General features: G+C 60.6%; 11 protein-coding genes and 1 pseudogene. 9 read left to right on the top strand and 3 right to left on the bottom strand.

The annotated features are described in order from the left end of the window. Nucleotides 1-54: 54 nt before the first annotated feature. Together KGA96_RS03585 and KGA96_RS03590 are read right to left on the bottom strand one after the other, a co-directional pair. The gene (locus KGA96_RS03585) at nt 55-357 is read right to left on the bottom strand and encodes a cell division protein ZapA (protein ID WP_007981180.1); all 303 of its coding nucleotides are present in this window, start codon (nt 355-357) and stop codon (nt 55-57) included. After that, on the bottom strand, nt 354-563 hold the full coding sequence (locus KGA96_RS03590; protein ID WP_046039713.1) for a hypothetical protein: 210 nt from the start codon (nt 561-563) through the stop codon (nt 354-356). Before KGA96_RS03590 ends, KGA96_RS03585 begins: the two co-directional genes overlap by 4 nt. 289 nt (nt 564-852) lie before the next feature. Here KGA96_RS03590 and KGA96_RS29810 point away from each other — a divergent pair. The 6 genes and pseudogenes from KGA96_RS29810 to trxC form a co-directional block, all read left to right on the top strand. Beyond that, nucleotides 853-1,608, top strand: a pseudogene (locus KGA96_RS29810) (MCP four helix bundle domain-containing protein); the annotation flags it as partial. Then, entirely contained in the window at nt 1,600-2,463 is an 864-nt protein-coding gene (locus tag KGA96_RS29815; protein WP_411741581.1) for a methyl-accepting chemotaxis protein, read from the top strand. The pseudogene KGA96_RS29810 and the gene KGA96_RS29815, both read left to right, overlap by 9 nt. A gap of 283 nt (nt 2,464-2,746) precedes the next feature. Further along, nucleotides 2,747-4,489 carry a potassium/proton antiporter gene (locus KGA96_RS03600; RefSeq protein ID WP_046039712.1) on the top strand — a complete coding sequence of 581 codons (1,743 nt, stop codon included), beginning with the start codon at nt 2,747-2,749 and terminating at the stop codon, nt 4,487-4,489. A gap of 34 nt (nt 4,490-4,523) precedes the next feature. Continuing rightward, nucleotides 4,524-7,892: a mechanosensitive channel MscK gene (gene mscK, locus KGA96_RS03605; RefSeq protein WP_046039711.1), complete on the top strand. Its 3,369-nt coding sequence runs from the start codon at nt 4,524-4,526 to the stop codon at nt 7,890-7,892. 48 nt (nt 7,893-7,940) lie between these two features. After that, nucleotides 7,941-9,404: a protein adenylyltransferase SelO gene (gene selO, locus KGA96_RS03610; RefSeq protein ID WP_223511606.1), complete on the top strand. Its 1,464-nt coding sequence runs from the start codon at nt 7,941-7,943 to the stop codon at nt 9,402-9,404. 73 nt (nt 9,405-9,477) lie between these two features. Continuing rightward, nucleotides 9,478-9,912: a thioredoxin TrxC gene (trxC, locus tag KGA96_RS03615; RefSeq protein ID WP_046039707.1), complete on the top strand. Its 435-nt coding sequence runs from the start codon at nt 9,478-9,480 to the stop codon at nt 9,910-9,912. Nucleotides 9,913-9,977: 65 nt separating this feature from the next. On the opposite strand, the gene KGA96_RS03620 is transcribed toward trxC, so the two are convergent. Further along, complete coding sequence (locus KGA96_RS03620) at nt 9,978-10,748, bottom strand: ParA family protein (RefSeq protein WP_015093167.1); 771 nt, start codon at nt 10,746-10,748, stop codon at nt 9,978-9,980. Between the two features lie 355 nt (nt 10,749-11,103). On the opposite strand from KGA96_RS03620, the gene KGA96_RS03625 reads away from it, so the two are divergent. Genes KGA96_RS03625 through KGA96_RS03635 form a run of 3 tightly spaced genes read left to right on the top strand, consistent with a single transcriptional unit; the run spans nt 11,104 to nt 12,855 of the window. Continuing rightward, nucleotides 11,104-11,829 (top strand): beta-ketoacyl synthase chain length factor, encoded by a 726-nt coding sequence (locus KGA96_RS03625; RefSeq protein ID WP_046039705.1) that lies wholly within the window; start codon nt 11,104-11,106, stop codon nt 11,827-11,829. Beyond that, nucleotides 11,805-12,614 (top strand): lysophospholipid acyltransferase family protein, encoded by an 810-nt coding sequence (locus tag KGA96_RS03630; protein ID WP_046039704.1) that lies wholly within the window; start codon nt 11,805-11,807, stop codon nt 12,612-12,614. The genes KGA96_RS03625 and KGA96_RS03630 overlap by 25 nt, the downstream gene beginning before the upstream one ends. Continuing rightward, a complete protein-coding gene (locus KGA96_RS03635; protein ID WP_046039703.1) occupies nt 12,595-12,855 on the top strand; it encodes a phosphopantetheine-binding protein in 261 nt (86 codons plus the stop codon). The genes KGA96_RS03630 and KGA96_RS03635 overlap by 20 nt, the downstream gene beginning before the upstream one ends. The last annotated feature ends 9 nt before the right edge of the window (nt 12,856-12,864 follow it).

Consider the following 12,864-nt stretch of genomic DNA (forward strand, 5'->3'; position numbering starts at 1 on the left):
CCGATTGTATACAAACCAACCGACAATCTATTCTTTGGTTGTGCGCAAAGCCGATCAGGCCTGATTGATCGTCTTGGAGATCACTTCAACCGTGGCGCTGACTTGCTCTTGGTAACGGTCGAGTTCGAGCTTGTGCTGCTTCTGCATTTCGATCTGCTGGGAGCACAGATTCATCGCCGCCAGCACCAGCAGTCGGTCACCGATCAGCGTCGGGTACTTCCTCTTGGTTTCGGCCAGGGCTGCCTTCAACATCATCGCGGCATCGAGCAGGGTTTGTTCTTCCCCGGCCGGTGCCTTGATCGAATAGTCCTCTCCCAGGATCGAGACGACTTTTACCCCTGCGGCGTTGTAACTCATGCGCTGACAGGGCCTGCGCTGACGCGCTCAACCAGGGCCTGGATGCGAGCCGCCGTGGCGCCTTGCTTCTCTTCGTGTTCCATCAGGCTCAGTTGCAGGCTTTCGTTTTCATCTTTGGCCTGGGCCAGTTCCGTGGTCAGGCTCTGGTTCTGCTGCACCAGGTCACTGACCAGTTGTTCCAATTGGCTTAGGGATGCTTCCAACATTTTGATTTTCCGGGCTTTTTCAAAGGGCGCGTACGATAAAGAAAAGTCACCCTGGATGCCAGGGTTATACAGACGCAAAGCCTTGATTTTGCTGACGGGCGACCTTCCTCGCGAGTTTTAAAGACTGTGATTGGCCCATCTGGTTCCTGCACTTCGTCGCCACAAGGTGCAACCGGCTGAAACACGGCGGGCTCAAGACTTCAGCCTGGCGACCGATAAGTCATCCATACAACAGCCTCAGCCCCGCACGGATGCGCTCTTTTCGGTGATCGCCATGTCCCTTCGTAATATGAATATCGCCCCTCGCGCGTTCCTCAGCTTTGCCCTGATTGGCGGCTTGATGATGGTTCTGGGGGTGTTTGCCTTGAATCAGATGAGCAAGATCCGCGGCGCCGCCGAGAACATCACCAACAACAGTGTGCCAAGCATCAAGAGCCTGGACGAGTTCACCCAACTCACCTTGCGCCTGCGGGTGCTGTCCTACCGCTTGCTGGTGAACCGCGAGCCGGACGTGCAGCAGAAAACCATGGAACTGCTGGAGACTCGCAACCAGCAGATTCGCACCGCCCAGGCAACCTACGAAAAGCTGATCGCCAGCCCGCAGGAGCGTGCGACCTACGATCAATACGTACAACTGCTGGGTCAGTACCGCCAGATCGAAGACCGGATGAAAACCCTGTCGCGCAACAATCAGGTCGATGAACTGCGCAGCTTGCTCAACACCGATTTGCTCAACAACTCCGAAGCGGTCAACACCGTGTTGAACCGTCTGCTGGAGATCAACACCCAGCAAACCAACGACACCAACCAACAGGCGGTGGATCAATACGATTCGGCGTTCAACCTTGTGATCGCCCTATTGGTTATTGCCACCGCGCTGACGCTGCTGCTCGCCTGGTTGCTGACCAACAGCATCACCCAACCGATCACCAATGCCCTGGGCGCCGCTGAACAGATCGCCGAAGGCAACCTGACGCGTCCGATCAACGTTGACGGCCAGGATGAAGCCGGCCGCTTGCTGCTGGCCATGTCAAAGATGCAGGACAAGTTGCGCGACACGCTGCAGCGTATTTCCGGCTCGGCCACACAGTTGGCATCGGCTGCCGAAGAACTCAACAGCGTCACCGACGAAAGCGCCCGTGGCCTGACCCGGCAGAACAACGAAATCGAACAGGCCGCCACCGCAGTCAACGAAATGACCAGCGCCGTGGAAGAAGTCGCACGCAACGCGGTGAGCACGTCCGAAGCCTCGAAAAACGCCACCACCTCAGCCGGTGACGGCCGTGACCTGGTGCAGGAAACCGTCAGCGCCATCGAACGCATGAGCGCCGACGTACAGAGCACCGCGACCCTGATCGGCGACCTGGCCAACGAGTCCCGCGACATCGGCAAGGTGCTGGACGTGATCCGTGGCCTGGCCGACCAGACCAACCTGCTGGCGTTGAACGCGGCCATCGAAGCGGCACGCGCTGGTGAGGCCGGTCGTGGTTTTGCGGTGGTGGCCGATGAGGTTCGTGCCCTGGCCCACCGCACCCAGCAGTCGACCAGCGAGATCGAACGCATGATTGGCAGCATCCAGAGCGGTACGGAGCACGCGGTGGATTCGATGCGCAACAGCACCGAACGCGCCGAATCGACCCTGAACATCGCCCGTGGCGCCGGGATGTCGCTGGACACCATCAACAGCGCCATCGTCGAAATCAACGAGCGCAACCTGGTGATCGCCAGCGCCGCTGAAGAACAGGCACAGGTGGCCCGTGAAGTGGATCGCAACCTGGTGAACATCCGTGACCTGTCGGTGCAGTCGGCCACCGGGGCCAACCAGACCAGTGCGGCCAGTAACGAACTGTCGCGCCTGGCGGTGGACCTGAACACGATGGTTGGGCGGTTCAGCCTTTAACTCTGTGGCGAGGGGCTTGTCGGAATGCCGCACCACCCCGTTGGGCCGCGCAGCGACCCCAAACCTGTTAACTGCGCACATCCATTAAATCGCGTCTACCGGATTTACGACTGCTTCGCAGCCGAACGGGGGCAAGCCCCCTCGCCACAATGATTTCACCCGGCGTGAAGAATCGCCTGCAAAAAGCTTTTTGACAGCATCACATTTCAACAGGTTAGAATCGCTGGCACGCAGACTGCATGGTCAGTTTGCGCCCGCCTTTCAGCTTTCTGGAGTACTGCCTTTGAATGCAACGACCATCAACAGCCTGTTCTTGATCGGCGCGTTGCTGGTAGGTGCGAGCATTCTGGTGAGCTCACTTTCGTCCCGTCTCGGCATCCCGATTCTGGTGATCATCCTGGCAGTCGGCATGGCGGCGGGTGTCGATGGCGCCGGCATTCTTTTTGATAACTACCCCACGGCTTATCTGGTCGGCAACCTCGCACTGGCAGTGATCCTGCTCGACGGCGGCTTGCGCACCCGGGTGTCGAGTTTCCGCGTGGCGTTATGGCCGGCGCTGTCGCTGGCCACAGTCGGGGTACTGATTACCACCGGGCTGACCGGCATGGCGGCCGCATGGCTGTTCAACCTGAACCTGATCCAGGGCCTGCTGATCGGCGCCATCGTCGGCTCCACCGACGCCGCGGCGGTGTTTTCGCTATTGGGTGGCAAAGGCCTGAACGAGCGGGTAACCGCCAGCCTTGAAATCGAATCCGGCAGCAACGACCCGATGGCGGTGTTCCTCACCGTCACCCTGATCGACATGCTCGCCAGCGGCCAGACCGGCCTGCACTGGAGCCTGTTGACCCACCTGCTGCGCGAGTTCGGCATAGGTGGCGTCATTGGCCTGGGCGGTGGCTGGCTCATGCTGCAACTGGTCAATCGCATCAACCTGGCCACCGGTTTGTATCCGATTCTGGTCATCGCTGGCGGGTTGGTCGTCTTTGCCCTGACCAACGCCCTGCACGGCAGTGGCTTCCTGGCGGTATACATCTGCGGCCTGGTGATCGGCAACCGTCCGGTGCGCAGCCGCCACGGCATCCTGCACATGCTCGATGGCATGGCCTGGCTGGCGCAGATCGGTATGTTCCTGGTGCTGGGGCTGCTGGTGACGCCTCACGACCTGCTGCCTATCGCCTTGCCGGCACTGGCCCTGGCGCTGTGGATGATTCTGTTTGCCCGGCCACTGTCGGTGATGGTTAGCCTGCTGCCGTTCAAGGCGTTCCATGGTCGCGAGAAAGCGTTCATTTCCTGGGTCGGCCTGCGCGGCGCGGTCCCGATCATTCTAGCGGTGTTCCCGCTGATGGCCGGCCTGCCCAACGCCCAGCTGTACTTCAACCTCGCGTTCTTTATCGTGCTGGTGTCGCTGTTGGTTCAGGGCACGAGCCTGCCGTGGGTCGCCAAGCTGCTGAAGGTGACGGTGCCTCCGGAGCCTGCACCCATCTCCCGCTCGGCCCTGGAAGTGCACGTCACCAGCGAGTGGGAGCTGTTCGTCTATCGCCTCGGCGCGGAAAAATGGTGCATCGGTTCGCCCCTGCGTGAGCTGAAAATGCCCGAAGGCACCCGTATCGCTGCCCTGTTTCGCGGCCAACAATTGCTCCATCCGTCGGGTAGTACGGTGCTGGAAGTCGATGATTTGCTGTGTGTCATCGGCCATGAACACAACCTGCCGGCCCTCGGAAAACTCTTCAGCCAGGCGCCACAACGGGGCCTCGATCTGCGCTTCTTTGGCGACTTCGTACTCGAAGGAGACGCCCAGCTGGCCGCGGTTGCAGCCCTCTATGGACTGAAGGTCGAAGGCATCGATCCGGACATGTCCCTGGGCCACTTCATTGCCCAGAAGGTCGGCGGCGCGCCGGTGGTAGGCGACCAAGTGGAATGGAACAACACCATTTGGACCGTGGCCGTCATGGACGGGAACAAGATCGGCAAAGTGGGCGTCAGATTCCCCGAAGGAAGTCGCCCGGGTCCCGGACTCTTCCTCTAAACTGCTTCCACTATCACTTGCTTGACCGGTCTTTATGCCTAACCTGCGCTCCATTTTCGCCATCGCCCTTTTGGGCTTGAGTCTCTCTGTCGGCACCCTTGGTTTATCGCAAGTGGCGCAAGCGACCGAACCGCCTTCCAGCGAAGCCGTACAGGCGAGCCTGGACAAGATCGCCGACCGCAAACTGCCGGAAGCCGATCAGAAGGCCCTGCAATCCGTCCTGCAAGGCACGCTGAGCCAGCTCAACAACAAGCGTGACTACGAGCAGAAGCTGGTCACACTCAAGCAGCAATTGAGCAGTGCGCCCAAACAGACCATCGAGAACCAGCGTGAACTGACCCGCCTCAAGGCCAGTTCCGTGGTGCCGGTGGCGCAGCGTTTCGCCAAGGAACCGATCCAGCAGCTGGAACAATTGCTCACCGAGCGCTCCACCCAGCAAAGCGACCTGCAAAAGGCCCTGGCCGATGCCAACAGCCTGATCATCACTGCCCAGACCCGCCCCGAGCGCGCCCAAGCGGAGATTTCCAGCAGCCAGACGCGCATCCAGCAGATCAACACCATCCTCAAGAACGGCAAGGACGCCGGCAAGGCTTTGAGCGCCGAGCAGCGCGACCAGCTCAATGCCGAGCTGGCAGCGCTGAACGCCCTGATCCCGCTGCGGCGCCAGGAGCTGGCCGGCAATACCCAATTGCAAGACCTTGGCAGCAGCCAGCATGACCTGTTGTCGGAGCGATCCGACCGCCTTGATCAGGAAATCCAGGAACTGCAAACCCTGATCAACCAGAAGCGTCTGGCGTTGTCCCAGGAAACGGTCACCCAGCAATCCATCGAAGCGCAGAAGGCCGGCGGCAGCAGCCTTTTGGCCACCGAAAGCGCGGCCAACCTGAAGCTCTCGGACTACCTGCTCAAAAGCACCGACCGCCTGAACGAAGTCACCCAGCAGAACCTGCAGACCAAGCAGCAACTGGACAGCCTGACTCAGAGCGATGCGGCCCTGGACGAGCAAATCAACGTGCTCAAAGGCAGTCTGCTGCTCTCGAAGATTCTCTACAAACAGAAACAGGCGTTGCCGCGCCTGCGGCTCGACCGCAACCTGGCCGACCAGATTGCCGACATTCGCCTGTATCAGTTCGAAGTCAGCCAGCAACGGGAGTTGCTGAGCAATCCGGCCACCTACGTCGAAAACCTGCTGTCGACCCAACCCCCCGAGCAAGTCACGGCGCAGCTGCGCAAAAGCCTGATGGAACTGGCCACCACCCGCGCCGACCTGCTGGAGCGACTGAACCGCGAGCTGAGCGCGGTGCTCAATGAATCCATCACCTTGCAACTGAACCAGAAGCAACTGCTCAGCACCGCGCAAAGCCTGCGGGCGACGCTCGATGAGCAGATGTTCTGGATTCCCAGCAACAAGCCGCTGGACCTGGAGTGGATTCACAGTGTGCCGGATCGCCTCCAGCGGCAACTCGATTCGCTGCCGGTACTTTCAAGCCTGAGCGAACTGACCGACGGCCTGACCCAGCGCCCTCTGCTGTTCCTGCCACTGGCCCTGCTGATCGGCGCGCTGTTGTGGCGGCGCAAGAATCTGTACGCGCGACTGAACAAGGTTCACCAGGACATCGGTCACTTCAAGCGCGATAGCCAGTGGCACACGCCGCAGGCGATTCTGATCAATATTCTGCTGGCGATGCCGGTTTCACTGGGCCTCGCCTTGTGCGGGCTGGCCCTGCGAATTGACGCCCGTGGGCAGAACGCCAATATGGGTGCGGCGCTGCTGCAAATGGCCGGGGCCTGGCTGGTGTTCTACACCGCCTACCGGATCCTCGCGCCGGGTGGTGTGGCAGAACTGCATTTCCGCTGGGAAAAGCCCCAGGTGGAGTTCCTGCGCAGATGGATCCGCCGCCTCGGCATCGTGGTGATGGCACTGGTGACCGTCGTCGCCGTTGCCGAGCTGCAACCGGCGGCACTGGCCGATGATGTGCTCGGCATGCCGGTGGTGCTCATCTGCTACGCCTTGATGACCTTGCTGCTCAGCCGCCTGCTCATCAGCAGCCCGACCCATGAGAACGCCTCGCTGTTCCGCAAACTGGTGGGGATCCTGTTCACCGCCCTGCCCGTCGCGCTGTTCGTGGCCGTGTGCTTTGGCTACTACTACACCGCGCTGAAGCTCAGCGACCGCTTGATCAACACCCTGTACCTGCTGATGTTCTGGCTGGTGATCGAAGCCACCTTCGTGCGAGGTCTCAGCGTAGCGGCGCGTCGCCTGGCTTATCAGCGCGCCTTGGCCAAACGTAACGCAGCGAAAGAGACCGCCGACGGCGAAGCCATCATCGAAGAGCCGACAATGGACATCGAGAAGGTCAACGAACAGTCCCTGCGCCTGATCCGCCTGGCGCTGCTCGGCGGCTTCATGGCGGCACTGTATTGGGTCTGGGCCGACCTGATCACGGTCTTCTCGTACCTGGACAACATCACCCTCTACGAATACACCAGCGGTACCGGCGCCAACATGAGCATGGTGCCGATCAGCATCGGCGACATGCTTGGCGCGCTGATCATCATCGGCATCACCTTCGCCCTGGCGCGCAACCTGCCAGGCTTGCTCGAAGTGTTCGTGCTGTCGAAGCTCAACCTTGCCCAGGGCAGTGCCTATGCGACCACCACGCTGCTGTCCTACGTGATCGCTGGCGTCGGTTTCGTCTCGACGCTGTCGACCCTCGGCGTAAGCTGGGACAAGCTGCAATGGCTGGTGGCGGCGCTGTCGGTCGGCCTCGGTTTCGGCATGCAGGAGATCTTCGCCAACTTCATTTCCGGCATCATGATCCTGTTCGAACGTCCGGTGCGGATCGGCGACACCATCACCATCGGCAACCTGTCGGGCACCGTGAGCAAGATCCGCATCCGTGCCACGACCATCACCGACTTCGATCGCAAGGACATCATCGTCCCGAACAAGACGTTCATTACCGGGCAACTGATCAACTGGTCGCTGACCGACACCATCACCCGGGTGACCCTCAAGCTCGGTGTCGACTACGGCTCGGACCTGGACCTGGTGAAAGAGCTGTTGCTCAAGGCCGCCCGGGATAACCCGCGCGTACTGAAAGACCCGGAACCCCACGTGTACTTCCTGAACTTCGGCGAAAGCACCCTCGACCACGAGTTGCGCATGCACGTGCGCGACCTCGGCGACCGCAACCCGGTGCTCGACGAGGTCAACCGCTTCATCAACCGCGAGTTCAAGAAGCAGCACATCAACATCTCGTTCCGGCAGATGGAGGTCTACCTCAAGAACCTGCACGGCCAGGAATACAAGATGGTGCCGATCGAACCGGAAGCGAAAACCATCGTGCCGGTCGTCGACGGCAAGCCGGCGCAAGAACCGCCCGCCGCCAAACTCGACTAACTGGCCATTCCCCAGCAGAATGCTCGGACATTCTGCTGGAGCCGGCCCTTGAAAGCCCTCGACGAACTCACTTTCGATAACCGCTTCGACCGCCTGGGCGACGCGTTTTCCGCCCACGTGCTGCCCGAGCCCATCGATAATCCGCGCCTGGTCGTGGCCAGCCCTGCCGCCATGGCACTGCTGGACCTGGACCCGGCCGTGGCCGAAACCCCGGAGTTCGCCGAACTGTTCAGCGGCCACAAGCTCTGGGCCGACGCGATCCCAAGGGCGATGGTCTATTCCGGGCATCAGTTCGGGTCCTACAACCCGCAACTGGGCGACGGTCGCGGCCTGTTGCTCGGCGAGGTGTACAACGAGGCCGGCGAACACTGGGACCTGCACCTCAAGGGCGCCGGCCAGACGCCGTTTTCACGCATGGGCGATGGCCGGGCGGTACTGCGTTCGTCGATCCGCGAATTCCTCGCCTCCGAAGCCCTGATTGCCCTGAACATCCCAACCACCCGCGCCTTGTGCGTGATCGGCTCCGATACCCCGGTGTGGCGCGAAAAGCAGGAGCGCGCGGCCATGGTCCTGCGCCTGGCGCCGAGCCATGTGCGCTTCGGGCACTTCGAGTATTTCTACTACACCAAGCGCCCAGAGCAGCAGAAAGAGCTGGGTGATCACGTGCTGGCCATGCACTTCCCACAGTGCCTGGAACAACCGGAGCCGTACTTGGCGATGTTCCGCGAAGTGGTGGAGCGCAACGCCGAACTGATCGCCAAATGGCAGGCCTATGGCTTCTGCCACGGAGTGATGAACACCGACAACATGTCGATCCTGGGCATCACCTTCGATTTCGGCCCGTTCGCCTTCCTCGACGACTTCGACGCCAACTTCATCTGCAACCACTCAGACGACCAGGGCCGTTACTCCTTCAGCAACCAGGTGCCGATTGGCCAGTGGAACCTCAGCGCGCTGGCCCAGGCCCTGACGCCGTTCATCAGTGTCGAGGCCCTGCGCGAAACCCTCGGCCTGTACCTGCCGCTGTTCCAGGCCCATTACCTGGACCTGATGCGCCGCCGCCTCGGCCTGACCACAGCCGAGGAGGACGACCAGAAACTGCTGGAGAACCTGCTGCAACTCATGCAAAACAGCGGCGTCGACTACAGTCTGTTTTTCCGCCGTTTGGGTGATGAGGCACCGGAACAGGCCATCACCCGCTTGCGTGACGACTTCGTCGACCTGAAGGGCTTTGACGCCTGGGGCGAGCTCTACGTCGCCCGGGTGGCACGTGAAGGCACGCTTGATCAAGAGCAGCGCCGCCAGCGGATGCACGCGGTCAACCCGCTGTACATCCTGCGCAACTACCTGGCGCAAAAGGCCATCGAGGCGGCGCAGAACGGCGACTACTCGGAAGTCCGCCGGCTACACGCCGTGCTGAGTAACCCGTTCGAGGAACAACCGGGGATGGAAAGCTATGCCGAGCGACCACCGGAATGGGGCAAGCATCTGGAGATCAGTTGTTCGTCGTGAGGCACTGCACGATTGAAAATCCGCAGTCATGTCTCCAAATAAAGATCATTCGCTTTCGACTGGACGATTTTTCATGACCGACCCACTCCTCATCCCCTGCCCCCACTGCAACGGCCTCAACCGCATTCCCGCCGAGCGCCTCAATGACCACCCGAAATGCGGGCGCTGCAAGACAGAAGTCCTGCTGAACAAGCCGTTTGAATTGAAGCAAGGCGACTACGCCAGCCAGATCAAGGGCGATCTGCCGCTGCTGGTGGACGTGTGGGCGGATTGGTGCGGGCCGTGCAAGTCGTTTGCGCCGGTGTTCGAGCAGGCGGCCGGGCAACTGGCGGGCAAGTGTCGGCTGGCCAAGCTGGACAGCGAGGCGAACCAGCAGTTGTCGGCACAGTTGGGGATTCGCTCGATTCCGAGCCTGATCCTGTTCAAGAACGGCCGGGAAATCGCCCGGCAGAGCGGGGCCTTTCCGCTACCGCAACTGATGAGCTGGTTGCGTAGCCAAGGGATCTGAAGGCAACACAGACCCTGTGGGAGCGAGCTTGCTCGCTCCCACAGGGTTTTGCGTCGCCTGGAAGATCAGGCATTTTCCAGCAAATTGTGCAGCTCGACAAACTGTTGGGTCAGCTTGTGCCGCGGGTCGAGATGGATCAGCGGCGTATTGGCCTGGTGGGATTCGCGCATGCGTACCGAGCTGGCCAGGTACACCGGCAACACCGGCAGGCCTTCGGCGATCAGTTCATCGAGAATTTGCTGGGGCAGGCTGGCGCGGGCCTGGAACTGGTTGACGACGATGCCTTCGACTTCCAGGCCTTCGTTATGGTCGTCCTTCAACTCTTCGATTTCCGCCATCAGGCCGTACAGTGCCTGGCGTGAAAAACTGTCGCAATCGAAGGGGATCAACACACGATCGGCGGCGATCAACGCCGAAACCGCATAAAAATTCAGCGCTGGCGGGGTGTCGAGGTAAATCCGGTCGTAGTCTTCGCTCAGCTCTTCCAGCAACTTACGCAGCTTGTTGATCTTGTGCTTGGCTTCAAGCTTTGGCTGCAAGTCCGCCAGCTCGGCCGTGGCGGTAATGACATGAAGGTTATCGAACGGGGTTTCGTAGATGTCGACCTGATTCTTTTTGGAGAACGGCCCGGAAGACAGCGTCTGCTTGAAGAAATCGGCGATGCCCATCGGGATATCGCTACCGGTGAGCCCCGTCAGGTACTGAGTGGAGTTGGCCTGGGCATCGAGATCCACCAACAAGGTGCGAAAACCCTCGCTGGCACTGACCGCCGCCAGATTGCAGGCAATGCTGGATTTGCCGACGCCACCTTTCTGATTGAACACCACGCGCCGCATGTCAAAACCTCCGTGTACCAATGAATGACCGAGTGTAGTGGTCCACAGCGTTGCTTCGCTACCTTGTCAGCAAAGGGACTACACAGTCAGTTGCCTTCTCCTGCTTGAAAAGCCCTGAACGCCCCGGTGATTCAACGCCAGAACCGACAGACGGAGTCATAATTCTGTGAATAATTACCAATCGTTCAATTTTTGCGAACCTGCAGCTTCATCTTGCTGAGCAAAATGTAACCAGCATTTGCTACACGTTCCCGGCACCGGGATAATGCGCGCCACTCGGCGCCAAACGCCACGCAGGGTAAGTCCCGGCTCACGGCCGCTCCCCGCGTCAAGTAAGCCCGTGAGGGTGGGATGAATGTCTGTGATCAACTTCAACATCGCCCAATGGCGCGCTTGGGCCCCAGGGCTTGATAGCGTGAACGATTGGCAGGCCTGGTGCCGACAACCGGTCGTGCTGCCGGACAGCGATGTCGCTCCCGACGTTTCCTTTCTGCCGGCCATGCAGCGTCGGCGGCTCAGTCGTCTGGCGCGCATGGCATTCAGTGTCGGCTGGCCATTGGCCGAAGGTCGGCAGGATCTGCCATTGGTCTTTGTTTCCCGTCACGGCGAAACGCCCCGCACGATCGAGATTCTCAGTGATCTGGCCACCGATCAACCGCTATCGCCGACTCAGTTCAGCTTGTCGGTGCATAACGCGATCATTGGCTTGTGGTCGATCATGCGTGGTGAAACCAGCGAAATGACGGCCCTGGCAGCCGCAGGCGATGGCCTGGAACATGGCATGATCGAAGCTGCCGCGCTGTTGGCCGAAGGCGCTAGCGCGGTGCTGTTGGTGATCACCGAAGAGCGGCCGCCCGAGGCTTACTCAACCTGGATCGACGACGTGCCGTTCCCTTATGCCATCGGCCTGCTGATTACCCCTGGCACCGACTGGCAGTTGTCCCTGAACAGCTCCTCGGATGCGTTGTCCAAATCCCGCTGGCCCCACGCGCTGAATCTGTTGTGTGCGCTGCTCGGCCAGCAAACCACCTGCCAACATGCCTGGAAAAATCGTGAATGGACCTGGCAACGCAACCCGTGACCGAGAAAAACCGCGACGCCTATTACTGGCGCTTGCTGGCCACCGCCGCGAGCTTTGCCCTGTTCGGGTTGGGCGGGCTGTGCCTACGCCTGGTGATTTTCCCTTTGCTGAACTGCCTGCCCGGCGACGCCCGGACCCATCGGCTGCGGGCCCGGCAAACGGTCAGCCGCTGTTTCTGGATTTTTGTGCGTTTCATGGCCCGTACCGGGGTACTGACCTATAACATTGAGGGCGCGGAAAAACTCGGTCGTCCCGGGCAAATGATCATTGCCAATCACCCATCGCTGATCGATGTGGTCTTTCTGATCGGCCTGGTGCGTCACGCCAACTGCGTGGTCAAGCAAAGCCTCTGGGAAAACCATTTCACCCGCGGGCCGCTGGGTTGCACCGAATACATCAGCAACGACGGCAGCATGGACATGCTCGACGCCGCTGCCGACGCGCTGAAAGACGGCCAGACCCTGATCATTTTCCCGGAAGGTACGCGCACCCAACCCGGCCACCCCCCGGCCTTTCATCGGGGCGCCGCGGCAATCGCCCTGCGTGGTGCGAAAATCCTCACCCCGGTCATTATCAAGGTCAGCCCGACCACATTGACCAAGGCCGAGCCCTGGTATCGCATCCCCAAGCGGCGCGTGCACTTCAGTTTCCGGGTCGGGGCCGATATAGACCCACAGACCTTCGCCACGCAGGGGCCGGCTCCGCAGGCCTCGCGCAAGCTCAACGATTATCTACATTCTTACTTTATTAAGGAGCTCGCCGAAGATGAGCGATCTGCACCGTGATATCAAAATGCTTATCATCGACGCCCTTGGCCTGGAAGACATCAGTGCCGACGACATCGGCAACGACCAGCCCCTGTTCGGCGAAGGCCTGGGCCTGGACTCGGTGGACGCCCTGGAACTGGGCCTGGCCATCCAGAAAAAGTACGGCATCAAAATCGACGCCGATGCCAAGGACACACGTAATCACTTCAGTAACGTGGCGAGCCTTGCGGCGTTCGTCACTGCAAAACAGGCAGCTTGAGACCGGACC

Source organism: Pseudomonas sp. GL-R-26 (genome assembly GCF_019947365.1).
GTDB lineage: Bacteria > Pseudomonadota > Gammaproteobacteria > Pseudomonadales > Pseudomonadaceae > Aquipseudomonas.

Excerpts from the sequence above, each read along its gene's own strand:
- KGA96_RS03630 (WP_046039704.1), top strand. The coding sequence starts at position 11,805 with ATGGACCTGGCAACGCAACCCGTGACCGAGAAAAACCGCGACGCCTAT.
- mscK (WP_046039711.1), top strand. The coding sequence starts at position 4,524 with ATGCCTAACCTGCGCTCCATTTTCGCCATCGCCCTTTTGGGCTTGAGT.
- KGA96_RS03585 (WP_007981180.1), bottom strand. The coding sequence starts at position 357 with ATGAGTTACAACGCCGCAGGGGTAAAAGTCGTCTCGATCCTGGGAGAG.
- trxC (WP_046039707.1), top strand. The coding sequence starts at position 9,478 with ATGACCGACCCACTCCTCATCCCCTGCCCCCACTGCAACGGCCTCAAC.
- KGA96_RS03620 (WP_015093167.1), bottom strand. The coding sequence starts at position 10,748 with ATGCGGCGCGTGGTGTTCAATCAGAAAGGTGGCGTCGGCAAATCCAGC.
- KGA96_RS03590 (WP_046039713.1), bottom strand. The coding sequence starts at position 563 with ATGTTGGAAGCATCCCTAAGCCAATTGGAACAACTGGTCAGTGACCTG.
- KGA96_RS03635 (WP_046039703.1), top strand. The coding sequence starts at position 12,595 with ATGAGCGATCTGCACCGTGATATCAAAATGCTTATCATCGACGCCCTT.
- KGA96_RS29815 (WP_411741581.1), top strand. The coding sequence starts at position 1,600 with ATGCAGGACAAGTTGCGCGACACGCTGCAGCGTATTTCCGGCTCGGCC.
- KGA96_RS03625 (WP_046039705.1), top strand. The coding sequence starts at position 11,104 with ATGTCTGTGATCAACTTCAACATCGCCCAATGGCGCGCTTGGGCCCCA.